Genomic DNA, 26,384 nt, shown 5'->3' with positions numbered 1-26,384 from the left:
CGCGATCATCATCGGAATGGACGCTCGTTTCGTTGGCATCGCCGATCTGGTCGAAGTCCCTTCCGTGGCGGTCGTGGTCGACGTGATGCGTGCCTTCACCGTGGCTGCCTGGGCTTTTGGCCAGGGCGCGGAAAAGATCGTTCTTGCTGAGTCGCTGGACGAAGCCCTGGCGCTCAAGGCTCGCCACCGGGATTGGGTGGCGCTCAAGGACGGTCCGCCCGCGCCGGGGTTCGACATGGTCAACTCACCGGGTCTGCTGCGGTCTGTTGACGTCGGTGGACGGACCGTTGTGCAGAAGACCACGGCGGGGACGGTCGGCGCCCTTGCGGTGAAGGAAGCGTCGTTGGTGCTGTGCGCCGGCTTCGTGGTGGCGGAGGCCACGGCTCGGCTCCTGCGGACGCGCCACAGTGACAGCGTCACGTTCGTGGTCACCGGCGAGGATGGGCAGGCCGACGAAGATCTGGCGTGTGCTCAATACATCGCCCGAAGAGCCACTGACGCTGGGACCGATGCTGCTGGGTTCCTTCGCCGCGCTGCCGAGTCCCGAGCCGCCTCCGAACTGGCGGAGGGAGTGCGTCAAGGAGTCCATCCTGATGACGTTGCGCTCTGTCTTGAGGTCGACCGATTCCCCTTCGCCATGGTGGCGGCCTTGGAGGACTCGCTCATGGTCCTGCGCCCACACGCGATGCCTTCGCTGACTGACGAGACCCCGGTCTGATCGCTGGCGTGGTCTGGCTTCAGCCTGTGAGAGCGAGCCTGGCGACGCCGCTCGAACGTGGTGCGGGGGTGAACGTCGGGGCGGGTGCCGTCGAAGACGGTGCGGTCGACCGCAGCCTCGGTGGCGCTGGTTTCCGCGCCGTCCCGCGACCGACGGCTCCACCGTCAGGACGTCAGACCGCTGTCGCTGCCGCCGGCGGCGTTGACGTGCGCGGCGCCGACGCGCATCGGGGATGCGACCGGCTCGGTGACCTTCCGCGGCGAACCGAGCCAAACCGGACAGGTTCCTCGGTTCGGTTCGCCGCTGTGAGTATCGCGGCCTCCTGACCTCCTGCCCTCCTGTCCTTCTGGTCGCCTTGTCGCTTTGTCGCCTGGCGGTCAGGCGCGTCCAAGGTCTCCGTTACGGCGTCCCGAGGGCTACCAGTGCCCCGCGCACGGGTGCCGGACGCGTCGGTGAGGCGGCTCGCTCCTAAGCGACCGTGAGCACGATCTTGCCCTGGATGTGTCCTCCGGCGGCGCGTTCGTGTGCTGCCTGGGCATCCGCGAGCGGAAATGTGCTGTCGATCGCGACGCGGACCGTGCCCGCGTCGAGCAGGCGCCCCAGTTCAGCGAGCTGTGCGCCGTTCGAGCGGACCTGTGCGCTCGAGACCGTGACGCCCAGCTTCGCGGTCTCCTCTTCGTCGAAGTCCCCGGGCAGCACCGGGAACTGGGCGCCGCCGCGCTTGAGCGTGCGCAGGAATCGCTTGCTGTCGGGGCCTCCGACGGTGTCGAGAACGAGGTCGACGTCGTGCACGAGCTCTTCGGGACGGCTCTTGGTGTAGTCGATGAACTGGTCGGCGCCGAGCTCGCTCAGGAACGATTCATGCGCGCCCGATGCCACCGCGATGACACGTGCACCCTTCCATTTAGCCAGCTGCAACGCGAAGTGCCCCACGCCGCCCGCGGCGCCGTTGATCAGCACCGTCGTGTCGGCGTCCAGTGCCGTCGGGCGGTGCCGTGCCTCCTGGAAGGGCGAGGGGAGATCGTGTCCGACCTCGATCAGGAACTGCCACGCCGTCAGCCCGGCCATGGGCGCCCCGGCGGCGTGCACGTGGTCGATGCCGGCCGGCTTGCGTGCGAGGTCCGAGGCGGGCGCGGCCACGTACTCGGCGTATGCGCTGCCATCGAAGCTGGGAAAACGCAGGAGACCGAAGACTTCATCGCCTACGGCGAGGCCGTCCACGTCCGCGGCGACGGCCTCGACGACGCCCGACACGTCCGTACCCGGAATCACCGGCAGGCTGACCGTCGATTCCGCCTCCCCGGGCATCCTGGTCAGCCCGTCGCGCAGGTACCGATCCGGAGGGTTGATACCGACCGCGTGCACGCGAACGAGCACCTCACCCGGCCCCGGAACGGGAATCGGCACCTCGTCATAACGCAGAACGGCAGGGCCGCCGTGCTCATGGAGCCGGACCGCCCTCATCGTGTGTGTCGGCATCATTTTCTCCTGTCCGTGCTGCGGGATAAGATTATTCGGATCAGCGATCCACATAACTGGACCACTGATCCGAATATATGGACCACTGATCCGGATAGTCAAGAGGGGCAGATGCGGGCCGACGCCAGGAAGAACCGCGACCACCTGCTCGCAGTCGCGGGCACCGCCATCACCGAGCAGGGCGTCGACGTATCGATGCGCGACATCGCGCGCAGGGCCGACGTCGGGCTCGCGACGCTGCTGCGCCACTACCCGACGCGCGAAGCACTGCTCGAGGCACTGCTCCACACGAGCTTCGACGAGCTGACGGCAACGGCAGAAGCCCTCGAAACGTCGAACTCTCCCGAGAACGCCCTTGTTTCGTGGCTACGTGAGTGCGTCGCGTGGACGACCGAGTACCGGGGGGTGACAGTGCTGATGGCAGCCGCCATCGAGGACGCCGAGTCCGCACTCCACGCTTCGTGCGTCACATTGCGCGCGGCCGGTGCACGGCTCCTCACACGCGCCCAGGCCGAGGGCGCGGCGCGGACCGATATCGACGGCACCGATCTGTTCGCGCTGATAGCGGCGCTCGCCTGGCTCAGCGATCAACCCTCGCTCGCCCCGCGCGCCGATCACCTTTTCGATGTCGTCGCGAGCGCGATCATGACGAATGCGGCGAGCACGCATACCGGGGGAGCGCCGCTCCGGGCTCGTAGCTGAAATCGTCACGCATCCGGCGCATCCGCCCAGCCGGCCGCGGCCGTAACCGCCTCTTAGGCGCTCAGCGGCCGCATTCGGCGGCCGGCTGGGCCGCGAGTGCGCGCGGGCACGGTCGTCGGGGGTGTGCGGAGCGGCGGACGGTGGGCGTAGGTCCGGGCGAGGGCCGACGCCATCCGGAATGGCAGGGCTTCACCTTGTCGGTGCCGGGCGCTCCGTCAGGCGGTCACTCCGGAGGCCTCGGTGAAGGCCTGCTGCGCGTACTCCTCCGATGCGAAGCCATAGCCGTCACGGCCCCAGTCGGTTCCCCAACTGTTCGGGAATCGCTGCGACCTCCTCTGCCACGAGGCCCGCCTCGACGGCATGCCGCAGTTGCCAGTCCTGCTCGGTGTCGCGGGACGGAACGCAGTTCAGGATGCGGTGGCCGGGCAGGGGGTTGTTGTAGTTCGTCACCGTGGTCCCTCCGTTGAGCGTGCCTGCCTTCTGCGGGCGCGAGGTCAGGCACGAGCCTCCCCCGATTCCTGCCCGGCTGCGACGCGGCAGGGTGCGTGAACCGCCGAACGGGGCTCACAACCGTCCAATAGGAGGACCTCAGACGCAGATCATCCGCTCTGCCCGAGGCTCCTGCCCGACGCTCCCGCCCGAGGCTCCGCCGAGCTGTAGGTCTCCACCGAGCTACAGGCTGAAGCTTGGCGTCGAACCTCCGGGTCGACGACCATGCCCGCCGCGTGGCGATGCGCGCGGGCGACCACGGGGACGGCGGTCCCGGCCAGATCGCTCAGGGGGTGCGCCCGATGAAGGCGAGCAGGCGTGTCTGCACGTCGGCGCTCTCGGAGACCTCGACCCTCGGTCCGTACTGCCCGCTCTTGCGGAGCACGTCGTCGAGCGGCAGCATCCCGTCGAGCATCCGGGCACACCGGACCGGGTCGAGGGTCTCCTCCTGACCACTGGCCCGCGCCAGGTCCCAGGTGTGCATGAAGACGTCGGCCGTATAGAAGCGGTCGACCGCCTGGTCGAGCGGAACCTCGCCGATGTGGGGGTTCGACAGGACCTTGCCCGCTGTGGCCGGGTCGTCGAGGAGCGCCTGCACCCCGTCGCAGTGGACCGTCCAGGCCGCGACCGGATCGTCGTCGACCGAGGGCCCCTGGGGAAGTTCCACGTCGGCGCCGGACTTCAGGAAGGCCGGGAACCATTCGACGAGGTGGCGCACCACGTCCCGGGCGACCCAGCCTTCGCACGGCGCCGGGTTGTCCCATGCCGCCGGGCTCACGCCGCGCACGTGCTGCGTGAAAGCTCCTGCGACGACTCGGTGTTCATCATTTGCGCTCATCACGGGTTCAGGCCCTTCCCGTCGGTCCGAAGCTCCTCGGTGGAGTCGGCGCTGCGGTCACCCTTGTCGCTCTCATGGCCCGCGAGCAGTTCGTCGAGCCGCTCGTATCCCTGTCGGACGCCGTCCTGCATACCGCTCTTGATGATCGCGTCGCGGGCCTCGACGGACTCCATGACCGATGTCGTGGTGACGCGGGTCCGGCCGCCGAGATCCTCGAAGACGGCCTTCTCCAGGCTGACGCTGTCCGGGAAACCGTCGTAGGCGAAGGTCTGCACGATGCGTTCCTGGGGGCGCACCTCGTGGAACACGCCGCGGAAGCCGTACTCGGTGCCGTCGTCCTCGAGATGTACGTAGCGGTACGCGCCGCCGCTGCGGGCGTCATACTCGTCGATCCGCATGGTGAGCCGGCGCGGGCCGAGCCACTGGATGACGAGGTCGGGGTCGGTGTAGGCCGTGAACACACGGTCCGGCGAGGCGTTGAACTCCCGGGTGATGACGATGGTCGGCAGCGCCGGGTCGGCCTCGATCCGCGTCTCGAGCCGACCGTCTGCCTCTGTGGTGCTCATGATGTTTCCTCCCTGGGCGAGTCTTCCTGCGCGGGCCGTTTCTCCATCTGCTCGAGCACAGCGTCGAGTCGACGGAATCGGTACTCCGCCTCACGGCGGTAGCGCTCGATCCACTTCGTCATCAGGTCGAACACCTCACCTTCGAGGTGGCAGGGCCGCCGCTGGGCGTCCCTGGTGCGGCTGACGAGGCCGGCGTCCTCCAGGACCTTGATGTGCTTCGACACGGCCTGGACGGTCACGTCATAGGGCTCGGCCAGTTCGTTCACCGTGGCGTCTCCGCCGGCCAGCCTTGCGACGATGTCGCGCCGGGTCGGGTCGGCCAGCGCGGAGAAGACCCGGGACAGCCGGTCGTCGACCACTTCCCGCCTCCTTTATTCAATCTCCTGGTTGAATAAAGGTATGGCCGGGCTCACAGCTTTGTCAACCAATCGGTTGAGTAAGTGCGGAGCGCCCTGCCCACCACCGTCGTCAAGGGGCAGGACCTCGAAGGGCAGCGTGTACAGCTGGGCGTCGGGAGCGGCGAACAACCGCGTCCGGCCGTCGAACCGCAAGGGATCCACAAGGGCCCTGCGCAGTTCGACGGCCACCTCGCCGGACGCCCGCGCGACGTCCTCCGCAGCGGCCCTGTCCAGGTCGATATCGCGCGCCCGGCCGCCGCGGCTGACGTTAGCGGCGCAGCAGGGCGATGTTCGCGTCGACGCTGTCGGCCCTGCCCAGGTCGATCAGGCGGACATCGTCGTCACGATCGGGCGTGACGACGAACGCGTAGTACCGATTTCACCCACCTCACCACTCCCTCTACCGCCAGGTGATGCGGGCGTTCCTCGTAGCCGAAGAGTGGTTCGCGGTGCATCGGCGGCAGGAGGGAGCGGTGCCGTCGGTGCGGCCGAAAGTTCTCAACCGGTACCGGGATCAGGCGGCGACGAGCTCCTGCTCGCGGTCCGGGGTCTTGACCTTGGGCTTCTTGTTCGGCAGGGACAGCCGGAAGACCTTGTGCCACGCGGAGAACACCTGCTTGGGCAGCGGCCCGGTGACGTATTCCAGCTCGTACTTCTCGAACAACGCGCGCACCTTCACCGCGACCTCGGCGTACCGGTTGCTCGGCAGGTCCGGGAACAGGTGGTGCTCGATCTGGTGCGAGAGGTTGCCGGTCATGAAGTGCATGGCCTTGCTGCCGCTGATGTTCGCCGAGCCCATCATCTGGCGCAGGTACCACTGGCCGCGCGTCTCGCCCCTGATCGACCGGCGCTCGAAGACCTGCACGCCCTCGGGGAAGTGCCCGCACATGATCACCGAGTGGGTCCAGATGTTGCGGACCAGGTTCGCGGTGAACGTGGCGGCGAGCGTGTTGAGGAACGACGGGCCCGACAGCAGCGGGTGGATCACGTAGTCCTTGAGCACCTGCTTGCGGATCTTGTGGCCCACGGCCTTGGCCCGCGCGCGGAACTCCGGGTTCTTGCGGCGGCGCTTGTTCAGGTTCTTGCCGAGCTCCAGGTCGTACGCTGCGATGCCGTACTCGAAGAAGCAGGCGTTGATGAAGTTCCACAGCGGCTGGCCGAGGTGGAACGGGTGCCACTTCTGGTCCTCGTCGACGCGCATGATGCCGTAGCCGAGGTCGTTGTCCTTGCCGATCACGTTGGTGTACGTGTGGTGCAGCTCGTTGTGCGAGTGCTTCCACTGATCGGCCGGCGAGACGTGGTCCCAGTCCCAGGTGGTGGAGTGGATCTTCGGGTCCCGCATCCAGTCCCACTGGCCGTGGAGGATGTTGTGGCCGATCTCCATGTTGTCCATGATCTTCGCCACGGACAGCCCGGCGGTGCCGATCAGCCACGCGGGCGGGAAGATCGAGAACAGCAGCACGCCCCTGCTGACCAGCTCGAGCTTGCGCTGCGCCGAGATGACCTTGCGGATGTAGGCGGCGTCTTGCTCGCCCCGGCTGGCGATCACCTCGTCGCGGATCGCGTCCAGCTCGCGGCCGAGCTCCTCGATCTGCTCCGTGGTCAGGTGGGCGGTGGGGTCGATGGCGGTCAAGGTGCTCCTACCGTTCGATGTCGCAGGGGCCCGCGGCGGCGGACACGCAGGTCTGGATGAGGACGCCCGGCTCGGCCTCGGTGATCTCGCCGGTGCGCAGGTCGCGGACGGCGCCCGCCTTGAGCGGCGTGACGCAGCCGAAGCAGATCCCCATGCGGCACCCGGACGGCATGAGCACGCCGGCCTCCTCGCCGACGTCCAGCAACGGCGTGGCGCCGTCCGCGTCGACGGTCTTGCCGGTGGTGCTGAAGGTGACCTCGCCGCCGTCACCGGCGACGACGATGCTGGGACGGAAGCGTTCGGTATGCAGGCGCTCTGGGACGCCGTGCTCGCTCCAGTGCTTTTCGGCGGCGTCGAGCAGGCCCGCCGGCCCGCAGGCCCAGGTCTCGCGCTCGGCCCAGTCGGGCACGAGTTCGTCGAGACGGGCGATGTCGAGCATGCCGTCCGTGTCGGTGTGCAGCTCGGTGAGGCGCAGCCTCTTGTCCGCGACCAGGTCGTGCAGTTCGCTGCGGAAGATCACGTCTTGCGGCTTTGGCGCGCAGTGGACCATGACGACGTCGTCGAACTCGGTGTCGCGCAGCATGCCCATCACGGGCGTGATGCCGCTGCCGGCCGTCAGGTGGAGCACCTTGGCGGGCTTGGCCTCCGGCAGCACGAAATCACCGGTCGCCTGGTCGAGCTGGATCAGCGTGCCCGGTTTCGCCCTGCGGACCAGGTGGTTGCTGACCTTGCCGTCCGGGATCGCCTTCACGGTGATCGTGACGCGGCCGTCCTGGCGGTTCGTCGGCGAGGTGATGGAGTAGGCACGCCACAGGCGCACCCCGTCGACGTCGACCCCGATCCGCACGTACTGACCGGCCGTGTGGCCGCGCCAGCCCCGTCCCGGTCTGATCACGATGGTCGCGGCGTCACCCGTCTCGGGGTGTACGGCCTCGATGCGCCCACGCAGGTCAGCGCCCGCACGCAGCGGGCTTACCAGGTCGAGGTAGTCCGACGGCAGCAGTGGCGTCGTGACCATCTCCAGTAGTTTCCACGCCCTGCTGCGGAGGGCTGTACTCGTCATGACTCCAGCTTGCTGCGCCTCAGGGCGTAAAGTCCTGACCGCAGGACGTAAATCTGGTCGACTGAATTGTTCGCAGGGAACAAAAACGTGAGCCATGCAATCCGGAGGGCCAGCGAACTGGCCCTGGACGACACGACGGTCACCGCACTTCGGGCCGCGCTGAAGACCACCGCCGACGAGGTCGTCCAGGCGATCATCGACGAGGTCCCTCCCTACGCCAACGCCCTTTCGGGCAGCATGGGCGGCACCATACGCCGAGCCGTGCGCACCGCCCTGGGGCACTACCTGGACCTCGCGAGCGGGAACGCCACAGGCGGCGACGGCGGTGACGCGGCCTACGAGCTGGGTCGCGGCGAGGTCCGGGACGGCCGCTCGATGGACGCCTTGCTCAGCGCCTACCGAGTCGGCGCCCGCGTGGCCTGGCGATGCCTGGCAGCGGGTGCCGTACCCGCGGGTCTGCCCGCCGCCGAGGTCGCCAAGTTCGCCGAGCTGACCTTCGCCTACATCGACGAGCTCTCCGCCGCGAGCGCCGCGGGCCACGCCGACGAACTGGCCGCCAGGGGCCGGGCCCACGAGCGCCACCTGGAACACCTGGCCCGCGACCTCCTCGTCGGCGCGAGCCCGGACGTACTGCTGGCCTCTGCTCAACGGGCCGGGTGGCAGCCTCCGGTCTCGCTGACCGCGGTCCTGCTGCCCGCCGACCAGGCCCGGCCCGCCTACCGCACGCTCGACCCGAGCACCCTCGTCCTTGACGACCAGCCGGACGCCACCGGGGTGCTGCTCGTCCCCGATGCCGACCGATCACGTCTCTTGCGGCAGCTGACCGACCGCACCGCCGTGGTCGGCCCGGCCCGGCCATGGACTCGTGCGTCCGCCTCGTACGCACGAGCCGTACGCGCGCGCTCGCTCTCCTCCGATATTCGCGACACCGAGGACCACCTGCCCGAGCTGGTGCTGAGCGCGGACGTGGACGCGTTCGCGGACCTGCGTGCCCGAGCCCTCGCACCGTTGCGGACCTTGCCTGTCGCGACGGCGCGGCGGCTGGAGGAGACGTTGCGGGCGTGGCTGCTGCACCAGGGCAGGCGGGACGAGGTGGCGGCGGCGTTGTTCGTCCATCCCCAGACCGTCCGGTACCGGATGTCGCAGCTGCGGGAGCTGTTTCCGGATCTCGCATCGCCGCAGCGGGTCCTTGAGCTGACGCTGGCGGTCGGTCTCCGGGTCAGCTAATGCGAGCGGGCGCGGGCGGTGCGGCGGCAGGAAGGGCACGCGGCCGCGCCGGTAGGCGTCGGCGTCGGCCGCAGGTCACGAGGCTGAGGACTCGTACATGCGTTTGGTCGTAGGTGGCAGGGCTACTCGCACCTGCGAGCCTGCGACGCACCGAGGGGCAGCGTCGACGGGACCGCGCAGAGACAGATGGCAAGGGGTTGGTCGTAATGACCGTGGCGACACAGCAGGGTGGTGGCGGAGGAGGTTCCAGCGGCCTCTACGACGTCCTGGAACTCATCCTCGACCGAGGACTGGTGATCGACGCCTTCGTGCGGGTCTCTCTTGTCGGTATCGAGATACTCAAGATCGACATACGGATAGTGGTCGCCAGCGTCGACACCTACCTGCGCTTCGCCGAGGCGTGCAACCGTCTCGATCTGGAGGCCGGGCCGCGCAAGCCGGCCGGGCTTACGGAGCTCACGGGGCAAGTCACTGAGTCCGGCGCCCGCGGCAAGACCAAGGGAGCCCTGTCCGGCGCCGCGGAGACGGTCTCCGACGCCTTCCACCAGGGACGTGACGAGGACAGGGAGCGTCAGGGCGCACGGCCCGCCGCGCGCAGGAGGGCGACAGAGCGGTAAGCGCGTCGACGTCCACGGAACCTCGGTCGAGCACCCCGACCGCTCGCGCTCGGCGGCGTCAGGACGATCGGGCAGGCCGAGGCAACGGGCATGACCGGCAGGCCGATCGGGAGAAGCGGAACACGACGGGTCGCAGCCCTCCGGGCTCACGCCGATCTCCGACGGAACTCAGCTTTCCGCGACCGCCGATTCGAGCAGGGACAGCGTCCGGTTCTCCGCGTCCACGAGTGCACGGACGCCGATAGGCAGCGGCAGGTTCGGCGAGGTGTGGCCGAAGTCGACCTGGGCGAGGACCGGGATGTCACGCTGCGCCAGGACATCGAGCACCACGTCGCGTAGACCTGCGCGGTCTCCGCCGCCATCGTGGGGCGTGACCTCGGTCGGGATGCCGACCACCATGCCCGCGATCCGGTCCAGCACACCGGACAGCCGCAAGGTATGCAGGTCGTTCCAGATCCGCGATACCGGCCGCTGCACCTCCTCCCAGAACAACACGGCGCCCTCGAACCGTTCGGCGGGCAGCGCGAACGGTGTCGCCTGCAGTAGCACCAGGCGGTTCAGCAAACCGCCGAACAGTGGTCCCTGCGCGCGGCCCGGCCGCCAGGTTTCCCAAGTCCCCATCGCCGGCAGCACGCCCGGCGCCTCGGCCTTGGTCAGGACGCGGGTGTAGAGGTCGACGAGCTCGGAGCGACGGGCCTCGTCGCCCAGCGTGTACCAATCGCTGCCGAAACCGTGGGTGGCGATGTCGGCGTGGAAGCCGACGAGGCCGGTCTTGGCGTGCAACGCCATGTGCAGCAGCGAGATGTCGCTGTAGCCGAGGATCGGTTTCGGGTCGGCCCGGATCGCGTCCAGATCGATCAAGTCGAGGTAGCCGATGGTCGCCTGGCCACCGGTGTGCGCGACGATGGCCCGCACCTCCGGGTCCCGGAGCAAATTATTGAGTTCGTCGGCCTGCTCCGCCGGAGTGCCCGACGCCCACCAGCGATTCTGCGCCGGGTTGACCATCGGGCTGACCCGCACGCGGAAACCCATCCGTTCGAGTATCGCCACACCGCGGGCGAGCAGTGGTTCCTCACCCGGCTCAAGCTGGCCCGAGGGCGCGGTGACGACCACGAGGTCGCCGGAACGCAGCGCACGGGGCCGAAGGATCGCGGGCATGGGGCCTCCTCCTTGTTGATCGATAATGGCGAGGAACAAGGCCCGTGCCGCCGCTATTCCGTCTCACTGACGTGATCAAGTCAAACCCCCGAAACCCCCGGCCTGGTGGTCTGGTGGTCGGAGCGGAGGATTTGGGACCCCCGGAGGCTATTGCAGGGCGTGGACCGCGGCTGAGAACAGGGGAGGCATCCGGGATGCCGCGGGGACGATGAGGCGGGCGGTGCCGGGACGGCGGCTCGCGGCCAGCAGGGCCCCGGTCAGCAGCCGGTGTCGTCGGGTCAGCCGCGCCCAGGCACGCTCGTACTCGGCCGGCCGACCGTCGGTCAGGCAGCGGACGGCGGCCCCGGCCGTCGCCAGCGCGAGAGCGATGCCCTCGCCGGTGAGGGCGTCCAGGTAGCCGGCGGCGTCGCCGACGAGCAGGACACGGCCGGCGGTTCTGCGCCGCACCCGCTGCCTCAGTGGTCCGGCGCCGCGCACCTCCGTCGCGGCCGGGCCGCGCAGCGACGCGGCGAGGGTCGGGAAGGCGGCCAGGTGTCCGTCGTACCCGCAACGGTTGCGGCTGAGGATCGCGACGCCCACGAGGTCGTCGTCGACCGGTGTCACGTAGGCCTCGCCATGCTTGGACCAGTGGACCTCCACGAAGTCCGTCCACGGCTCGGCGCGGTAGTGCCGTCGCAGTCCGTAGCGGCCGTGGGGGCGGCCCGGCAGTTCCAGCCCCAGGCCGCGACGCACGGGGGAGTGCAGGCCGTCGGCGGCGATCAGCCAACGGGCCGTGATTCCCGCGGCGGTGACCGTGTCCGTGCTCTGGCGCACCCCGCCGACCTTGCCCGGCAGCATGCGCACGCCGAGGCCGAGAGCGCGCCGGTGCAGTGCGGAGTGCAGCGTTGTACGGCGGATTCCCAGCCCCTTGCCGCCGCGGAAGGACGCATCGGCGCGGGCGGTGCCGTCCACGTAGCGGATGCCGCGCAGTTCGCGTCCGGTGACCTCGACGCCCAGTGTGCGCAGCGCGGCGACACCGCTGGGCATGACGCCTTCTCCGCAGGCCTTGTCCACGGGCGAGGTGCGCGGTTCGACGACGACGGCCTCCAGGCCGGCGAGCGCGGCGTGGATGGCGGCGGCCAGGCCGGCCGGTCCACCACCGGCCACCAGGACATCGATCATGCCGGAGCGGTCGTGGTCGGGGCGGGCGCGGCGGCCAGTGCCCGGTTCTCGCAGCGGATGCGCACGGTGAGCAGGGCGGCGTTGAGTACCGTGAACACGGCCGCGGTGACCCAGGCGGTGTGGATGAGCGGCAGGGCCGCGCCCTCGGCGATGACGGCCACGTAGTTCGGGTGCCGCAGCCGGCGCCACCGGTAGGGGCCGTCCGTCACCAGCGGCAGGCCGGGTACGACGATCACCCGGGTGTTCCAACGGGGGCCCAGGGTGTGGATGCACCACCACCGCAGTGCCTGGGCGCCCGCCAGCACGGCCGACATCGACCAGGCCAGGGCGGGTACGACGGGGCGGTCGGCCAGCCAGACCTCGACCGGGCAGGCGATCAGCAGGCCGGTGTGGAGGGCGACCATCGCCGGATAGTGGCCCTCCCCGGTCACGGTCGCGCCGCGGGCGGTGCTCCACCGTTCGTTGCGGCGGGCGACGACGAGTTCGGCGACGCGCTCGCCGGCGACGGCGGCCACCAGCAGTCCGTACCAGATCATGTGTCCCGTGTCCCTTGCCCGTGTCGTCGGTCCGAACTACCAGCGCAGCAGAACGAGTTCGCATGCGAAGCCGGGCCCCATCGCCAGCAGCACACCTGGGGTGCCTTGCGGCGGGCGGCGCTCGGCCAGGGTGTCGCGCAGCACGTGAAGCACCGACGACGAGGACAGATTGCCGACGTCGGCCAGATGACGCCAGGTCATGTCGAGGGCGTCGTCGGGCAGGTCGAGGGTCTCGGTCACGGCCTGAAGCACCTTGGGACCGCCGGGGTGGCACACCCAGGCGGTCACGTCCTTCGGCTTCAGGCCGTGGTCGCCGAGAAACCCCTCGACGTCATCGGCCAGGTAACGGCGCACCACATCGGGGACCTGCGGGTCGAGGACGACCTGGAAGCCCGAGTTCTTGATGTCCCAGCCCATGACGCGTCCGGTGTCCGGGTACAGGTGGCTGCGGGTGTCCACGATCGTCGGGCCGCCGGTGTCGGCCGGGCGGTCCGTGCCGCACGCGACGACCGCGGCAGCTCCGTCGCCGAACAGTCCGGTGGCGACCAGGTTGGCCATGGAGGCGTCGTCGCGCTGGAAGGTGAGCGAGCACAGTTCGACCGACAGCAACACCGCGACGTGGCCGGGGTGGCCCAGCAGATAGTCGTGCATACGGGCCAGGCCGGCGGCGCCGCCGGCACAGCCCAGACCGAACAGGGGCAGCCGTTTGACGTCCGGCCGCATTCCGAGGCGGCCGGCCAGACGTGCGTCGATCGAGGGGGTGGCGATGCCCGTGACGGAGGTGAAGATCAGCAGGTCCACGTCGGCCGCGGACAGATGTGCCGCGTGCAGTGCCTCTCGGACGGCCTTGGCGCCCAGGTCGGTGGCGGCGGCGATGAAGACGTCGTTGGAGGAGCCGAATCCGTCCAGTTCTCCGTACCGTTCGAGCGGCAACGTCATATGGCGCGAGCCGACCTTCGCACTGCGGTGCAGCCGGTCCAGGACTCGACGGTCGGCGCCCTCGGGCAGGCAGGTGCGGGCCACCATGTCGGTGATCTCGGACTGGGTGCGACGGTGCGGTGCGAGGGCACCGTGAACGGCGGCGATCCGCGTCATATGGGTCCCGTCCCGTTACCGACTGGGGGTGAATTGCTCTCCACATGTTCCCCGGCCCGCGACTTCGACACCATGGATCGCCCGTCCGGCCGTTCGTCCGGGGGCGTGGTGCATCGGCGGGGCGCGGCCCGGACGCCTACGATCGGCCGGGTGGGCACTGCCGAGCAGTCGACGACCGGCCGCCCGGCAGCGAGTTGGGCCGGCCGGGTGACCGGCCTGGCCGGGGCGTGCCATCCCGGGCCTGTCGTCGCGGTCACCGCCTTGATCACCGCGCTGGCCGCGACCGCCGGCCAGGGTGCCGCGCGTTGTGTTCTGACCGCTGCCGCCGTTCTGACCGGCCAGATGTCCGTCGGCTGGTGCAACGACGCGTTCGACGCGCGCCGGGACATCGCCGTCGGCCGCCGTGGCAAACCCGTCGTCGACGGCACGGTCGGGGTGACGGAGGTCTGGGTGGCCGCCGTGGCCGCGCTGGCGCTGTGCGTGCCGCTCTCGCTCGCCTGTGGCTTGTGGGCAGGCGCCGTTCACCTGGCCGGGGTGGCTGCGGCGTGGGCGTACGACCTGCGGCTCAAGGCGACGGCGTGGTCGTGGGCGCCGTACGCGGTGGGTTTCGCCGCGCTTCCGGCCTTCGTGGCGCTGGGGCTTCCGGGGCAACCGTGGCCGTCCTGGTGGGTCGTCAGCGCCGGGGCGTTGCTGGGGGTCGGCGCCCATCTGGGCGATGTGCTGCCGGACATCCGCGGGGATCTGGCGACAGGCGTACGGGGATGGCCGCACCGACTGGGCCCGGCGCGCGCCCGGCTGCTGCTGCCGGTGCCGCTGGTGGCCGCGTCCGCTGTTCTGGTGCTGGGGCCCGCCGGACCACCCGGCAGATGGGGGATGACGGCGCTCGCGGTGGCCGGCCTGATCGCGGTGACGGGGACGGTGCTGGGACGCCGCTGGGAGCGGGTGGCGTTCGGGGCGGCGGTCGCCGTGGCGGTGGTGGACGTGGCTTTGCTGCTGCTGCGCGGCACCGGAATCGTCTGACCGTCATGTGACGGTGCGCGAAGGCGAGCTGGTGGTTGGGCAGAGGCCGGACGGTTGGCGTTGGAGCGCCTCCGGGAACGGCTCCGGAGGCGTGACGCCGGAGCGGGCCGGGCCGGGTGGGGCCGCGCAGGTGCGGTCGGTTCACATGGTCGGGCAGGCGGCGTGGCGTCGCCGATGACGGCGAGCAGGGTCCGTTCCACCCACGATGATCAGCCGTATAGTAGCCATGGCGATAATATCCATGTACTCTATTGGCTTGAGGGAGGGTGGGCTGGGCCCCGCGCCCGGCTTTTGGGTGGGGTGGCTCGCCAGCAGGTGGCGGGTCGTGGTCGATCGCACGGTGGCTCCGCCGCGCCGCACCCACGCGCCGTACTCGGTGGTCGCGTCGCTGCACGGCATGCGGCGTGCCGATGAGCGGCAAGGTCAGCGCCGCTGCCGGAGCCGCTCGGCGGCCCCGACGCCCCGCGGACGCATGCGTTCACGGCGAGCTGACGACCCGGCCCGAGACACTCCTCGCTCCATCCGTACCGAACGACGAGAACAACTAGGGGACAACATCATGACCACGACGACATCCACCACCGCACCCGTCGCCAACGCCCGCGACCTCGCCCTGGCCCACTACGCCGCCCGCGGCGTCCTGGAGCACGTCCTGGCCCGGCACGGCCTCACGTTCCAGCAGCAGGTCGCCCTGCGCGCCGCCATAACCGCCGACACCCCGCAGACCCCGGACGATCTCGTCACCCAGGTCCAGAGCTCCCTCAAGGCCGATCCGGCCCACATCCGCGTCACTCTCGACGAACTACTGGCCAAGCGGCTGCTCGTCGTGAACGGCGCGCACCTTCACCCCACGGACGCGGGGCGTGAACTGATGGCCGCTGTCGGAGCGGAGACCGCCCCCATCAGCACTCGTATCTGGGGCGACATCCCCGTAGAGGACCTGGCCGCAGCCGGCCGCGTCCTCGCCCTGGTAACCGAGCGCGCCAACGCGGAGCTCGCGGCGCGTAGCGCCTGACTGCCCGACCAGGCCGACCGGGGCGACCGGGGCGACCGGGGCGACCGCACAAGGCTTCGCCGATCCGTTGTGAACGGTGCTGGGCAGCGGGACACGGGCGGCGCCCGAGGACTTCAGCCGGGCCATGAGTCACGGGCCGCGCAGGTGGTCCGCCGCGGTGCTGACCACGACGACGCGGGTGTCGCTGTCCGAGGCCGCGACCTCTGAGGGTGGGTGTAGCCACAACGCCTCGCGCCATCGGGCGGGTTCTATCCTGTGACCTGCGGCCACCGTCTCATCGTCAGTCCACACAACTCACGATGACCGACGGTGGCCGCACCTGTTTCCGCACCGGCCTGGGGCCAGACGCGCACGGGTCGCGCACGACCGCTTCATCGACGCTGCCGCTGCGTACTTCAGCGCCGACACCTGACAGTGCCTCCGCCCCGCCGCCTGAGGTGACTTGCTCGGGCTCATCCCGAGGGCGGCACGTCGTACGCGGCGCCGCACATTGCCGAGCTGCCAGCCGGCGCAGGACTGACCGAGGAGGCTGTCGCGGTCCTGCGGCCCCACGCTCCCGCAAACACCCACGACCTGGCTGGTCGATCGGCCATGCCTACGTCGCGGAGCGTCGTGACGAGATGCGGATCGCGGCAGGCCGGGGCATCGCGAAGCCATTGGTGCCCCCCAGTCCCAGCGGCCCTGGCACCGAAGGGGACGTCGACTCGACTTGGGGGACGTGACGGTCCGTCTGGTGCCGGGATCGCCGGTCAGCGGGTCACGCTCCGATGAAGCTCACTGTTTCTGTCATGTCCGCCCGCTCGGTGCGCAGTTGTGGCACGCCTTCCTTCTCGAACCCCACCGCGACACCGCAGAACAGCACGAGCCCACCGTCGGCTCCGACTGTCCGGCTGACGGTCTTGCGATACATCGTCCACATCACCTGGGGGCAGCTGTGCAACCCTTCCGCCCTCAGCAGCAGCATGACCGTCTGCAGGTACATCCCGGCGTCCCCCCACTGGCCGGGCCCCATGTTCCGGTCGAGGTAGCAGAACAGGACGAAGCTCGGGACAGTGGGCCGGCACGGACTTCGGCTGACCACCAGCCGGGCAGCCCGCCTTGTCGGCACGAGGCTGATTGACCCGATCAGCCGTCAGTTCTTCTTCAGCTCCTCGGCGAGCATCACAAGGATGCCGCTGGGACCGCGGACGTACGTGAGCTTGTAGACGTCCTCATAGGTCGCCACACCGCGAAGCGGATGGCATCCGTGCTTTGCGGCCGCCTCAAGGGCTTTGTCGATGTCGTCGACTGAGAAGGCGACGCGATGCATGCCGATCTCGTTGGGACGAGTGGGCGTCGACTCGATCGCTTCGGGGTGGATGTACTCGAAGAGCTCAAGGCGACCCTGACCGTCCGGCGTCTGAAGCATCGCAATGTTGGCGTGATTGCCATCAAGGCCGACGGCGGTGTCGGCCCACTCACCACTGACCGTGTCACGGCCGACGACCGTGAGACCGAGGTCGGTGAAAAAGGAGATCGTTGCTTCGAGGTCGCGAACGGCGATGCCGACGTTCTCAAGTCTGATGGCCATGCATCGCATGCTAGCGAGCCGGCCCGATCGGGTCCTTCCGGCAAGGCCGCAGCCGCGTACCAGGGCACGTCGAGGTCGACCGTGACCTGTCCACCGGCACCAGCGGCGTGTTGGCCCGCCGGGGACCAGACCCGGCAGGACTGGACCGCCGGGTCGGAAGCGACCGGGTCGGAGGCGGTCGGGTCGCACCGCGGTATCGCGACATCCGCGAGGCGGTCACCGCCGAGCGCGCGACCGCCCTCCTTGACGCGGACACGCGGGTGGGACCCGATACGGTTCTTCATCCTTCTTCACCACCAGTCGGACAGCCCAGCCCGTGAAAGCGCGAGGCTGGTGATGAGTTTTCGCGCCCGCACCCGTCATACCTACGACAGGACACGACGAGGCGGACGGATGACGTGATGAGTGCGGACACGCGGCTGGAGGAGCTGGGCGTGGGCGGTCTGGGCGTGGGTGGTCGGGGCGAGAGCCGGCTGGACGACGTCGACGAGTCGGCGTTCTCTGCGCTGGCGGAGCGGCACCGGCGGGAGCTGCACGTGCACTGCTACCGGATGCTCGGGTCGTTCGAGGACGCCGAGGACACCGTGCAGGAGACGTTCCTGCGCGCCTGGCGGCGGCGGGAGACCTTCGAGAGGCGGTCGACGTTCCGGGCCTGGCTGTACCGGATCGCCACCAACGCCTGCCTGGACCTGCTCGCCAAGTGCCGTCCGGATCCCGCGACCGGCGGCGAGGTGCTGTGGCTGCAGCCCTACCCGGACCGGCTGCTCGACGAGCTGCCCGCGGGCGACGCGGACGAGCCGGAGACCGTCGCCGTCGCACGGGAGACGATCGAGCTGGCATACCTGGTCGCGGTCCAGCACCTCGCGCCTCGCCCGCGTGCCGTGCTGATCCTGCGGGACGTGCTCGGCTGGCCGGCGAAGGACGTCGCGGAGTGCCTCGGGGACTCCGTCAACTCCGTGAACAGCGCGCTGCAGCGGGCCCGCGCCGGCATGCGGGAGCACCTGCCCGCCGAGCGGCAGGACTGGACCGTCGGCGAACAGGACGCGGGGACGCGTGAGCTGGTGCGCCGCTATACCGACGCCAGCGTGGCCACGGACGTCGACGCGCTCGCCGCACTGCTGCGGGACGACGTCCGCTGCTCGATGCCGCCCACACCGGGCCTGTACGTCGGCCGCGACGCGGTGGTGAACGACTGGGTCGAGAGCGGCTTCGAGGGCATGAGGGGCCTGCGCGCCGTCCTCACCTCCGTGAACCGCCAGCCCGCCCTCGCCTTCTACCTCTGGCGGAAGCGGGAGGACGCGTACCTGCCGCTGACGATCGACGTCCTGCGCGTCACCGGCGGGGCGATCACCGAGATCGTCACGTTCCACGACGACCAGTTCCCGCGGCTCGGGCTGCCGGAGCGCCTGCCGGCGGACGGCAGGGAGTAGTCCCGGTGTGGACGCTCGCGCTGCGGGGTGCCGCGCGTTAGGCGTCGTCACCCGCGGGCGGGTGCAGCTGGAGCTGCACGAGCGCCTCCCGGCCGACGGCCACGCCGAGTACCTGGGCGGCCGACGGGAACGGCAGAGTCCGAGAGGGGCGGCGGCACTACGCCCAGATGGCGGGTGCCTGTCATCGGCTCGCGGAGTCCAGGGCCGACTGGAGTGACTCGCGGTAGCCGTCGCTGGTGTACGTGGCACCGGAGACGGTGTCGATGTCGGCGCTCTGGGCCGTGAGCGCCTCCCTGGTCAGCTGCGGGATGGCGTACGCGTTGATCTGCTGGTCCCTCGGGTTCTCCTGCGGGTAGGTGACGGCGGTGACGTCGGTGAGCTTGCCGTCCTCGAGCGTGACGCGGACCTGGACGGGGCCCCAGCGGGTCTGGACGGAGTCGCCGGTGAGGGTCTGGGTTCCCGTGGCAGCGGATCCGCTCGACCCGTCCGATCCGCTCGACCCGGTCGTCCCGCTCGATGCGCTGGAGCTGCTGGACGGCGCGGGGGAGGAGGCCGAGCTGGCGACGGCCGGCGTCGTGTGCGGTTTCAGCGACAGCAGCAACACCATCCCGGAGACGGTCGCGGCGCTCGCCAGCACGATGCGGCGCAGCGGACGGTTCTTCCTCAACGTGTGCAAGACGGCCTCACAGCTCGAAGGACTCGTGGTGGATGCGGTGGTCGGGGACCCCCGCGGCGCGCAGCGCCTCGTACAGGTCCCGCGCGAACTCGTGCGGGCCGCACAGGTACACGTCGTGGGCGTCCAGGTCGGGCACCGCCGCGCGCAGGGAAGGGGCCGTGAGGTCCGGCCGTCGGCCATGGGGGCCGTTGAGCGCGTACAGCACCTTCGCCCCGCGCCGGCGTGCGACGGTCTCTAGCTCGCCGCCCAGGGCGAGATCCTCGGCCGTGCGGGCGCGGTAGAGGAGGGTGACGTCGCCGGGCAGCGTCTCGAACAGGGCCCGCAACGGGGTGATGCCGACACCGCCCGCGATCAGCAGGGACTTGTGCACGCTCCGCCGGTCCGCGGTCAGCGCCCCGTACGGCCCCTCCACCCATACGCGGGTGCCCGGCCGCAGCAGGCCGACGGCCGCACTGTGGTCGCCCAGCGCCTTGACGGTGATGCGCAGCAGGTCCGGGCGCGGTGGCGCCGACAGGGAGTACGGCGTGGAGGTCCAGCGCATGCCCTCGGTGAGGAAGCGCCAGCGCAGGAACTGCCCCGGACGCGCGCCCATCTCGTCCAGCCGCCGGCCCCGGACGACGACGGAGTACACACCCGGCGCCTCCCGGTGCACGGAGTCGACCCGCAGCCGGTGACGCAGGTTCAGCCGTACCGGGGCGAGGATCCGGAACCACACCACCAGAGCCGCTACGCCCAGGTACAGCGCGTACCAGGCGGCCTGAGCCGGACGGCTGCCGACGAGGTCGGATCCCAGGGCCAGCTGATGGCCGAAGGCGAGGAAGACCGCCGCGTAGGTGAGGAGATGCACGTAGTACCAGAACTCGTGGCTGACCCGACGCCGTACCGCACGCGCCGAGACGAACCCGACCGCGAAGAGGATCCCGGTGCCCGCGGCGGCCTTGAGCATCTCCGGGTAGTCCAGGATCACCGTGAGCGTCTCGTCCACGATCGAGGAACCGTCCTGGGTGGCGTACCCGAGCAGGATCAGCACGATGTGAGCCGTCAGCAGACAGACCGTGTAGCGGCCCGCCATGGAGTGCCAGCGCGTCACCCGGTCCGTGCCTATGCGGCGCTCGAGGAGCGGGACGCGGGCCATCAGGCCGACGAGGACGGCGCAGGCGTACCCGCACAGCAGTCCCGCGATCCGCCCGGCCCCCGTCAGCCAGCCCGCGGCGCCCACGACCGACCCCGTGCCGTGCCACCACAGGGCGACCACGGCGGCGGCACCGCCCCACAGGACGGCGAGCACGGGGCCGACAGGGGAGCGCCGTGGAGCGGGAGGCGAGGGGGCCACCCTTCGTCGCGCATAGGCCGTCGTCATCCGCATGTCCCTTCGGCTGTCCGTACGACCCCGTACTTCGGCCGTCCGGGACGACACTGTGCCCGCGCAACCTCTGAGTCCGCTCTCAGCGACTGATGGCCGGCGCGGCCCCGCCGCAGGTGGGAAGGGTCGCCGAGGCGATCGGTGCCGACCGGCGGCACGGCGTACTCAGAGGGAACTCAGAGGTTGAGAAGACAGCTCAGGCCGCCGCGAGCCCGCATCCTGGTACGTGAGATGAACACTTCCCGCCCCCGCGGCTCCGGCCGCCCCGTGCTGACCCGGACCGACGGCGGCCCGCTCCGGGTCCTCGTCGTCGACGACGACCCCGACCTCGCCGAGGTCCTGTCCGGCGCCCTGCGCTATGACGGCTGGGAGGTACGGACGGCGGGCGACGGGGTCTCGGCGGTCACCGCGGCACGCGAGCTGCTGCCCGACGCCATCGTCCTCGACGTCATGCTCCCGGACACCGACGGCTTCGCCGTGCTGCGCTCGCTGCGGGCCGTGCGCCCCGACGTGTGTGTGCTCTTCCTGACCGCACGGGACGCGGTCGAGGACCGCATCGCGGGCATCACGGCGGGCGGCGACGACTATGTGACGAAACCGTTCAGCCTGGAGGAGGTCGTCGCCCGGCTGCGCGGACTGCTGCGCAGGGCCGGCATGGCCCGGCAGCTGGCGGACGGGCCGCGGCTGACCGTCGGCGACCTGGTCATGGACGAGGAGGCCCGCGAGGTCACCCGCGGTGGCGAGCTCGTCGAGCTGTCCCCGACGGAGTTCGAACTGCTGCGCTTCCTCATGCGCAACCCGCGACGCGTCCTGAGCAAGGCGCAGATCCTCGACCGGGTGTGGTCCTACGACTTCGGCGGCCAGGCCCATGTCGTCGAGCTGTACATCTCCTACCTGCGCAGGAAGGTGGACGCGGGCCGCCCGCCCATGATCCACACCGTGCGGGGCGCGGGGTACGTGTTGAAGCCGGTGGTCCGGTGAGCAGAGCGGCGCGACAGCGCCTCGCACGCGGACGGCTGGGGCGGGCGGCCAGGCGGTTGCCGGCCCGGTTGCCCCGGCCGCACACCTTGCGGGCGCGGCTCACCGCCGGCCTCGTCGTGCTGCTCGCGGTCAGCTGCGCGGCCGTCGGGGTGGCGGCGGTGGTGGCGCTGAACGGCTTTCTCACCGGCCGCCTCGACCAGCAGTTGCACGACGCGGGCGAACGGTTCCCGGCGAGCCTGGAGCACGGCGGAACCCGGCCCTCGGACCACGACGGCGACGAGGCCGGCGACGGCGACACCCGCCGGCAGACCGTCGGGACCTTCGGCGCCCGGCTGGTCGGTGACACGGTCACGAACGCCGCGGTGGTGGGCTCCGGCTCCGGCACGGGCACCGGCGTGCTGGACGTCACGCTCGGGGCCGCCGACAGGAGCACACTCGCCGCCGTGCCGACCGACGGCCGCGGGCACACGATCGATCTCTCGGCGCTGGACGACTACCGTGTGATGGCGGTGCAGGGCAGAGACGGCGATGTTCTGATCACCGGTCTGCCGACAGAGCCCGTCGAGGCCACCGTCCACCGGCTGGAACTGGTCGCCGCGGTCGTCTTCGGCGCCGCGCTGGCCGTGGCCGGCTTCGCGGGAGCCCTCTGGGTGCGCTGGTCGCTGCGACCCCTCAGCAGAGTGGCCGCGACCGCCACGAAGGTCAGTCGACTGCCGCTTTCCAGCGGCGAGGTGGGGCTCTGGCCACGCGCCCCCGAAGCCGACCCGCGCAGCGAGGTCGGGCGCGTCGCCGACGCTTTCAACACGATGCTCGGCCACGTCGAGGACGCACTGACGAAACGGCACGCGAGTGAGGAGCGGCTGCGCAGTTTCGCGGCCGACGCCAGCCACGAGCTGCGCACGCCCGTGGCGTCGATCCGCGGTCACGCGGAGCTGGCACTGCTGCACCCCGGTCCGGTGCCACCCAAGGTGGCGCGGGCCCTGGAGCGCATCGAGGCCGAAGCGGCCCGCATGGGCGAGATGGTCGACGACCTTCTGCTGCTCGCCCGTCTGGACGCGGGGCGCCCCTTGGAGCGCCGTCCCGTCGACCTGACCCGTCTGGTCCTGGACGCCGTGACGGACGCGCAGGCCGCGGGCCCCGGACACCGTTGGACGCTGGAGCTGTCCGAGGAGCCGGTGACGGTGCAGGGGGACGCCCATCGGCTTCATCAGGTGCTGGCCAATCTGCTGGCCAACGCGCGCCTTCACACACCCGTCGGCAGCACGATCACCATCTCCTTGGAGACCGAGGACGGCACGGCGGCGCTGAAGGTGCACGACGACGGCCCCGGCGTCGCCGCGGACGTCCAGCCCAGGGTCTTCGAGCGCTTCACCCACGGGGACCGCCGCCGCACCGAAGGCGTGGAGAGCGGCACGGGCACCGGCCTCGGCCTGTCGATCGTGGCGGCGGTGGCGGAGGCCCACGCCGGCAGCGTCGCGCTGGAAAGCACCCCCGGCTCGACCACCTTCACGGTACGGGTCCCCGCCGACGACGGGTGATCGGCTGCCGAGGCGCTTCCCCGCCCATGACCGGCCGCCGCAACCCGTTCGCCGCAGTCGACGCCCTTCGCGTCGGCCAGACCCTCCCGGGCACGGGCAACCTTCCGCTCCGGACGGCCGTCTCCGTGAAGGTCCGCCCCCTGTCGTGCGGACGCCGGAGTCGCCAAGGCACCGGCCCTCGCCTCCCGTTCCCGACCACGGACGTCCCCGGCGGCCCGGCGAACAGGCAACAGGCAGCAGTCATGATCGACGCATGCGGGTACGGGGAAGGTGAATGACAGTGCGAGGGCGCAGCCGGCGCAGGAGATGGGAGCAGCGAGTGAGCGAGCGGCATGGGCAGGACTGGGCGCGCATGACCCCCGACGACTTCGACCGCGAGGCCCCGCTGCGCACGGAGCCGCCGGGCGGGCGGGTCCCGGTCCCGGCCGTGTCCGACGAGTACGGTACGCCCCCGCTGTTCGGCGACGAGAAGTCCGCCCCGGGTGCGGCACGGCCCAGGCGACGGACCGCGGTGTCGGCCGAGCAGGAGCAGCTGTTCTGACCGAGAGACACCGCCACGGGTCCGTGTAGGGCGGAGATCTCGGGGTATCCGTGCGTCGGATGGAGAGCGCGGTGAGCAGCCTGGGGAGGTCGGCCACCGCGCTCTCCACTGCTTCGTGGCGTCGGGAACGGCTTCCGTCCTGTCGGGTTCCCGCACACTCTTCCTCATGACGTTGATTGCGAACCGCGACGGCCGACAGCTCGACATCGCCGTGACCGGGCCCGAGGACGGGATCCCGCTGGTCTTCCATCACGGCACCCCCGGTGGCCTGCCGCCGATCCGTTCCATGCAACGCGCCGCTCACGAACGGGGGCTGAGGTTCGTGACGTTCTCACGTGCCGGGTACGGCTCGTCCACGCGCGCGCCGGGTCGCGATGTCGTGGACGTGGCGTCGGACGTGCGCGCCGTCCTCGACCATCTCGACGTACCGCGCTGCCTGGTCGGCGGCTGGTCCGGCGGCGGGCCGCACGCCCTGGCCACGGCGGCGCGGCTGCCCGACCGGGTGGCCGGGGTCCTGGTCATCGCCGGTGTCGCGCCGTACGGCCTGCCGGACGTGGACTTCCTGGCCGGGATGGGGGAGGGCAACATCGAGGAGTTCGGACTGGCCGTACGGGGTGAGGCGGCGCTGCGTCCCTTCCTGGAGCAGGCGGCGGCCGGGCTGCGCGACACCGACGCGGCGGGGCTGCTGGCCGGGATGGAGAGTCTGCTCTCCCCGGTCGACCGTGCGGTGCTGACGGCGGAGCTGGGGGAGGACCTGGCGGCCAATTTCGCGGAGGGGCTGCGGCTCGGCGTGGACGGCTGGGTCGATGACGACCTCGCTTTCACCAAGCCCTGGGGTTTCTCGATGGAGGAGATCAGGGTGCCGGCTTTCGTCTGGCAGGGCAGCGAGGACCTGATGGTGCCGTTCGCCCACGGGCGGTGGCTCGCCGCGAACGTCCCGCAGGCCGTGGCCCATCTCGAAGAGGGCGAGGGCCATCTTTCGGTGGCCGTCGGCACCGTCGGCGGCATGCTGGACGAACTGGTCCAGGTGCTCTGAGGCGCCGGTCAGCCCGGGGAGGGCCCGGGGAGGCCCGGGGAGGCCCGGGAAGGTCCCGGGGAAGTAGCGGTCGGCGCGGAGGTCCGCCGGAGACGCGCTCAGCCCGGAAAGCAGCAGCCGGTACGGCCGCGGCGCGCCGGGAGCCGGTTCCTGACCCTGGCATGCGGTCTGTGCCGGTAAGGCGTGATCGCCTGCGGTGTGAACGGCCTTCGCTCCCCAGCTCAGCTCAGCTCGGCTCGGCTCGGCTCAGCCCGGCCGATCCCGCTACCGCGAAGACTCAGGCCTGGGTGACGCGGTGCTGTCTCGTACGACGAGACGTGGGGTCATGCTGGTCTGCACGGCGTGCTCCCGCCTGCCCTCCACCCGTTCGATGAGCAGGCGGGCGGCGGTCGCTCCCATGTTGTGGCCGGCCTGGTCGACGCTGGTGAGCTGGACGGTGGCGAGGTCGGCGACCGCGGTGTTGTTGTAGCCGACGATGGAGACGTCCTCAGGTACCCGCAGGCCGAGTTCGTGAGCCGCCCGCCAGACGCCGAGTGCGGCGACGTCCGCTCCGGCCATGACGGCCGTGGGTCGGTCCTCGCTGTTCAGCAGGCTCATCCCGGCCTTGTAGCCGCCCTCGTCGGAGTAGGTCGCGCGGCAGACCCGAGTTTCGGCGGTGAGGCCGTGACGGCCCATGGCTTCCACGTATCCGTTGGTCAGGACGATCTCCGGGGTGAGGGCCCATCTGCTGGAGCGGGTGCCGGGAGACGACACCAGTGTGATGTTGCGGTGCCCCAGCGAGTGCAGGTGGTCCACGACGAGACCGGCTCCCGTCCCGTCCGCGTCGACGACGGAGTCGTGCAGGTCGGAGGGGTCGTGATGGCCGATGACGACGGTGGGAGTCGCTTCGGCCATGGAGAGGATCTCGGCGCGTGGTGTTCCGGGCGCGATGAGGATCAGGCCGTCCATCTGGCGGTCGACCATCGACTGGATGGTCTTGCTCTGCGCGTCCGCCCCGAAGCCCGCCGCGCCGATCAGTACCGTGTACTCGCTGTTCTGCAGCTGGTCGCGGACGCCGTCGAGGATGTCGGAGAAGAACGTGTTGCGGATGTTGTCCAGCAGGACGCCGATCGTGTAGGTACGGCCGCGCATGCCGCGTGCCGCGGCGTGCGGCCGGTAGTCGAGCTCGGCCATGGCGGCACGGACCTTCTCCTGCATGGCGGCGCTGACCCCGTAGGCATTGCGCATCACCTTGGAGACCGCAGCGGTTGACACTCCGGCATGCTGCGCGACATCGGTGATCGTCACGCGCTTCTTGCGCTGCGAGCCCTGCTGCATACGGTGCGCTCCCTGGTTCTCACTGCTGGATACAACGGTCTACACGATTGATGTCTTGGTCCGCTAGATGTGGACTGCTTTTCCTCGAGGTTACGACTTGATGCCTTGACGATTGCTGAAGGTGAGTGCACTGTGGTGCGCATTCCGACGTAGAGAACGTTATACGAACCTCTCTCCGGATCCGATCCCCTCCGCAGGCCTACGCCGTGCGTCTCCG

General features: G+C 70.4%; 26 protein-coding genes and 1 pseudogene. 11 read left to right on the top strand and 16 right to left on the bottom strand.

The genetic code is table 11. The features are described 5' to 3' along the window. The first annotated feature begins 16 nt into the window (after window positions 1-16). Entirely contained in the window at window positions 17-718 is a 702-nt protein-coding gene (locus ACIRPU_RS34145) for a 2-phosphosulfolactate phosphatase (protein ID WP_403874336.1), read from the top strand. A gap of 468 nt (window positions 719-1,186) precedes the next feature. On the opposite strand, the gene ACIRPU_RS34140 is transcribed toward ACIRPU_RS34145, so the two are convergent. After that, window positions 1,187-2,197: an NADP-dependent oxidoreductase gene (locus tag ACIRPU_RS34140; protein WP_403874385.1), complete on the bottom strand. Its 1,011-nt coding sequence runs from the start codon at window positions 2,195-2,197 to the stop codon at window positions 1,187-1,189. Between the two features lie 111 nt (window positions 2,198-2,308). Here ACIRPU_RS34140 and ACIRPU_RS34135 point away from each other — a divergent pair, with 111 nt between their 5' ends. Next, a complete protein-coding gene (locus ACIRPU_RS34135; RefSeq protein ID WP_403874334.1) occupies window positions 2,309-2,899 on the top strand; it encodes a TetR/AcrR family transcriptional regulator in 591 nt (196 codons plus the stop codon). Between the two features lie 285 nt (window positions 2,900-3,184). Here the strand turns inward: ACIRPU_RS34135 and ACIRPU_RS34130 are convergent, their stop codons facing one another. The 6 genes from ACIRPU_RS34130 to ACIRPU_RS34105 form a co-directional block, all read right to left on the bottom strand. Beyond that, window positions 3,185-3,349: a hypothetical protein gene (locus tag ACIRPU_RS34130; protein ID WP_403874332.1), complete on the bottom strand. Its 165-nt coding sequence runs from the start codon at window positions 3,347-3,349 to the stop codon at window positions 3,185-3,187. Window positions 3,350-3,674: 325 nt separating this feature from the next. Next, window positions 3,675-4,175 carry a TIGR03086 family metal-binding protein gene (locus ACIRPU_RS34125; protein WP_403874330.1) on the bottom strand — a complete coding sequence of 167 codons (501 nt, stop codon included), beginning with the start codon at window positions 4,173-4,175 and terminating at the stop codon, window positions 3,675-3,677. Window positions 4,176-4,225: 50 nt separating this feature from the next. Then, window positions 4,226-4,792, bottom strand: a complete 567-nt coding sequence (locus ACIRPU_RS34120; protein WP_403874328.1) for an SRPBCC family protein — start codon at window positions 4,790-4,792, stop codon at window positions 4,226-4,228. After that, window positions 4,789-5,151, bottom strand: coding sequence for an ArsR/SmtB family transcription factor (locus ACIRPU_RS34115; RefSeq protein ID WP_403874326.1), 363 nt, complete (start codon window positions 5,149-5,151; stop codon window positions 4,789-4,791). Before ACIRPU_RS34115 ends, ACIRPU_RS34120 begins: the two co-directional genes overlap by 4 nt. Window positions 5,152-5,704: 553 nt before the next feature. Continuing rightward, window positions 5,705-6,823: a fatty acid desaturase family protein gene (locus ACIRPU_RS34110; RefSeq protein WP_403874324.1), complete on the bottom strand. Its 1,119-nt coding sequence runs from the start codon at window positions 6,821-6,823 to the stop codon at window positions 5,705-5,707. 7 nt (window positions 6,824-6,830) lie between these two features. Then, window positions 6,831-7,886, bottom strand: coding sequence for a ferredoxin reductase (locus ACIRPU_RS34105; RefSeq protein WP_403874322.1), 1,056 nt, complete (start codon window positions 7,884-7,886; stop codon window positions 6,831-6,833). Window positions 7,887-7,973: 87 nt separating this feature from the next. Between ACIRPU_RS34105 and ACIRPU_RS34100 the strand changes: the two genes are divergently transcribed. Beyond that, window positions 7,974-9,113, top strand: a complete 1,140-nt coding sequence (locus ACIRPU_RS34100) for a PucR family transcriptional regulator (protein WP_403874320.1) — start codon at window positions 7,974-7,976, stop codon at window positions 9,111-9,113. Between the two features lie 206 nt (window positions 9,114-9,319). Continuing rightward, complete coding sequence (locus ACIRPU_RS34095) at window positions 9,320-9,730, top strand: gas vesicle structural protein GvpA (protein WP_384109811.1); 411 nt, start codon at window positions 9,320-9,322, stop codon at window positions 9,728-9,730. Between the two features lie 168 nt (window positions 9,731-9,898). Here ACIRPU_RS34095 and ACIRPU_RS34090 read toward each other — a convergent pair whose 3' ends face one another. From ACIRPU_RS34090 to ACIRPU_RS34075, 4 genes are all read right to left on the bottom strand, one after another. After that, window positions 9,899-10,888: an LD-carboxypeptidase gene (locus ACIRPU_RS34090; RefSeq protein WP_403874318.1), complete on the bottom strand. Its 990-nt coding sequence runs from the start codon at window positions 10,886-10,888 to the stop codon at window positions 9,899-9,901. Between the two features lie 147 nt (window positions 10,889-11,035). Further along, window positions 11,036-12,049, bottom strand: a complete 1,014-nt coding sequence (locus ACIRPU_RS34085) for an NAD(P)/FAD-dependent oxidoreductase (protein ID WP_403874316.1) — start codon at window positions 12,047-12,049, stop codon at window positions 11,036-11,038. Next, on the bottom strand, window positions 12,046-12,585 hold the full coding sequence (locus ACIRPU_RS34080) for an isoprenylcysteine carboxyl methyltransferase family protein (RefSeq protein ID WP_403874314.1): 540 nt from the start codon (window positions 12,583-12,585) through the stop codon (window positions 12,046-12,048). Before ACIRPU_RS34080 ends, ACIRPU_RS34085 begins: the two co-directional genes overlap by 4 nt. A gap of 36 nt (window positions 12,586-12,621) precedes the next feature. After that, window positions 12,622-13,680, bottom strand: coding sequence for a type III polyketide synthase (locus tag ACIRPU_RS34075; RefSeq protein WP_403874312.1), 1,059 nt, complete (start codon window positions 13,678-13,680; stop codon window positions 12,622-12,624). 150 nt (window positions 13,681-13,830) lie between these two features. Between ACIRPU_RS34075 and ACIRPU_RS34070 the strand changes: the two genes are divergently transcribed. Together ACIRPU_RS34070 and ACIRPU_RS34065 are read left to right on the top strand one after the other, a co-directional pair. Further along, on the top strand, window positions 13,831-14,700 hold the full coding sequence (locus tag ACIRPU_RS34070) for a UbiA family prenyltransferase (protein WP_403874310.1): 870 nt from the start codon (window positions 13,831-13,833) through the stop codon (window positions 14,698-14,700). A gap of 559 nt (window positions 14,701-15,259) precedes the next feature. After that, window positions 15,260-15,715, top strand: coding sequence for a MarR family transcriptional regulator (locus ACIRPU_RS34065; protein ID WP_403874308.1), 456 nt, complete (start codon window positions 15,260-15,262; stop codon window positions 15,713-15,715). Window positions 15,716-16,472: 757 nt separating this feature from the next. Here ACIRPU_RS34065 and ACIRPU_RS34060 read toward each other — a convergent pair. Continuing rightward, window positions 16,473-16,754: pseudogene (locus ACIRPU_RS34060) on the bottom strand (nitroreductase family protein); the annotation flags it as partial. 93 nt (window positions 16,755-16,847) lie between these two features. Next, a complete protein-coding gene (locus ACIRPU_RS34055; RefSeq protein ID WP_403874306.1) occupies window positions 16,848-17,285 on the bottom strand; it encodes a VOC family protein in 438 nt (145 codons plus the stop codon). A gap of 401 nt (window positions 17,286-17,686) precedes the next feature. Here ACIRPU_RS34055 and ACIRPU_RS34050 point away from each other — a divergent pair, with 401 nt between their 5' ends. Further along, on the top strand, window positions 17,687-18,715 hold the full coding sequence (locus ACIRPU_RS34050; protein WP_403874304.1) for an RNA polymerase subunit sigma-70: 1,029 nt from the start codon (window positions 17,687-17,689) through the stop codon (window positions 18,713-18,715). 181 nt (window positions 18,716-18,896) lie between these two features. Here the strand turns inward: ACIRPU_RS34050 and ACIRPU_RS34045 are convergent, their stop codons facing one another. After that, entirely contained in the window at window positions 18,897-19,391 is a 495-nt protein-coding gene (locus ACIRPU_RS34045) for an FMN-binding protein (protein ID WP_403874302.1), read from the bottom strand. A gap of 7 nt (window positions 19,392-19,398) precedes the next feature. Then, window positions 19,399-20,751 carry a ferric reductase-like transmembrane domain-containing protein gene (locus ACIRPU_RS34040; RefSeq protein WP_403874300.1) on the bottom strand — a complete coding sequence of 451 codons (1,353 nt, stop codon included), beginning with the start codon at window positions 20,749-20,751 and terminating at the stop codon, window positions 19,399-19,401. Between the two features lie 234 nt (window positions 20,752-20,985). Between ACIRPU_RS34040 and ACIRPU_RS34035 the strand changes: the two genes are divergently transcribed. From ACIRPU_RS34035 to ACIRPU_RS34020, 4 genes are all read left to right on the top strand, one after another. Next, entirely contained in the window at window positions 20,986-21,735 is a 750-nt protein-coding gene (locus ACIRPU_RS34035) for a response regulator transcription factor (protein WP_355708644.1), read from the top strand. A gap of 56 nt (window positions 21,736-21,791) precedes the next feature. Further along, window positions 21,792-23,273, top strand: coding sequence for a sensor histidine kinase (locus tag ACIRPU_RS34030; RefSeq protein WP_403874383.1), 1,482 nt, complete (start codon window positions 21,792-21,794; stop codon window positions 23,271-23,273). A 319-nt stretch (window positions 23,274-23,592) separates the two neighbouring features. Further along, window positions 23,593-23,814, top strand: a complete 222-nt coding sequence (locus ACIRPU_RS34025; protein ID WP_403874297.1) for a hypothetical protein — start codon at window positions 23,593-23,595, stop codon at window positions 23,812-23,814. Window positions 23,815-23,980: 166 nt separating this feature from the next. Next, the gene (locus tag ACIRPU_RS34020) at window positions 23,981-24,850 is read left to right on the top strand and encodes an alpha/beta fold hydrolase (protein WP_403874295.1); all 870 of its coding nucleotides are present in this window, start codon (window positions 23,981-23,983) and stop codon (window positions 24,848-24,850) included. A 264-nt stretch (window positions 24,851-25,114) separates the two neighbouring features. Here ACIRPU_RS34020 and ACIRPU_RS34015 read toward each other — a convergent pair whose 3' ends face one another. Then, the gene (locus tag ACIRPU_RS34015; RefSeq protein ID WP_403874293.1) at window positions 25,115-26,167 is read right to left on the bottom strand and encodes a LacI family DNA-binding transcriptional regulator; all 1,053 of its coding nucleotides are present in this window, start codon (window positions 26,165-26,167) and stop codon (window positions 25,115-25,117) included. Window positions 26,168-26,384 lie beyond the last annotated feature (217 nt).

Source organism: Streptomyces sp. NPDC102259, assembly GCF_044766465.1.
Lineage (GTDB): Bacteria > Actinomycetota > Actinomycetes > Streptomycetales > Streptomycetaceae > Streptomyces.
The sequence above is the reverse complement of the archived record's forward strand: the minus strand, read 5'-3'. Positions and strand labels throughout refer to the sequence as shown.

Bases quoted from the DNA above. Each gene is read 5' to 3' on its own strand.
- ACIRPU_RS34035 (WP_355708644.1), top strand. From the start codon at position 20,986: ATGAACACTTCCCGCCCCCGCGGCTCCGGCCGCCCCGTGCTGACCCGG.
- ACIRPU_RS34120 (WP_403874328.1), bottom strand. From the start codon at position 4,792: ATGAGCACCACAGAGGCAGACGGTCGGCTCGAGACGCGGATCGAGGCC.
- ACIRPU_RS34055 (WP_403874306.1), bottom strand. From the start codon at position 17,285: ATGGCCATCAGACTTGAGAACGTCGGCATCGCCGTTCGCGACCTCGAA.
- ACIRPU_RS34080 (WP_403874314.1), bottom strand. From the start codon at position 12,585: ATGATCTGGTACGGACTGCTGGTGGCCGCCGTCGCCGGCGAGCGCGTC.
- ACIRPU_RS34015 (WP_403874293.1), bottom strand. From the start codon at position 26,167: ATGCAGCAGGGCTCGCAGCGCAAGAAGCGCGTGACGATCACCGATGTC.
- ACIRPU_RS34085 (WP_403874316.1), bottom strand. From the start codon at position 12,049: ATGATCGATGTCCTGGTGGCCGGTGGTGGACCGGCCGGCCTGGCCGCC.
- ACIRPU_RS34095 (WP_384109811.1), top strand. From the start codon at position 9,320: ATGACCGTGGCGACACAGCAGGGTGGTGGCGGAGGAGGTTCCAGCGGC.
- ACIRPU_RS34135 (WP_403874334.1), top strand. From the start codon at position 2,309: ATGCGGGCCGACGCCAGGAAGAACCGCGACCACCTGCTCGCAGTCGCG.
- ACIRPU_RS34145 (WP_403874336.1), top strand. From the start codon at position 17: ATGGACGCTCGTTTCGTTGGCATCGCCGATCTGGTCGAAGTCCCTTCC.
- ACIRPU_RS34105 (WP_403874322.1), bottom strand. From the start codon at position 7,886: ATGACGAGTACAGCCCTCCGCAGCAGGGCGTGGAAACTACTGGAGATG.
- ACIRPU_RS34090 (WP_403874318.1), bottom strand. From the start codon at position 10,888: ATGCCCGCGATCCTTCGGCCCCGTGCGCTGCGTTCCGGCGACCTCGTG.
- ACIRPU_RS34050 (WP_403874304.1), top strand. From the start codon at position 17,687: ATGAGTGCGGACACGCGGCTGGAGGAGCTGGGCGTGGGCGGTCTGGGC.
- ACIRPU_RS34065 (WP_403874308.1), top strand. From the start codon at position 15,260: ATGACCACGACGACATCCACCACCGCACCCGTCGCCAACGCCCGCGAC.
- ACIRPU_RS34040 (WP_403874300.1), bottom strand. From the start codon at position 20,751: ATGACGACGGCCTATGCGCGACGAAGGGTGGCCCCCTCGCCTCCCGCT.
- ACIRPU_RS34075 (WP_403874312.1), bottom strand. From the start codon at position 13,680: ATGACGCGGATCGCCGCCGTTCACGGTGCCCTCGCACCGCACCGTCGC.
- ACIRPU_RS34020 (WP_403874295.1), top strand. From the start codon at position 23,981: ATGACGTTGATTGCGAACCGCGACGGCCGACAGCTCGACATCGCCGTG.
- ACIRPU_RS34140 (WP_403874385.1), bottom strand. From the start codon at position 2,197: ATGCCGACACACACGATGAGGGCGGTCCGGCTCCATGAGCACGGCGGC.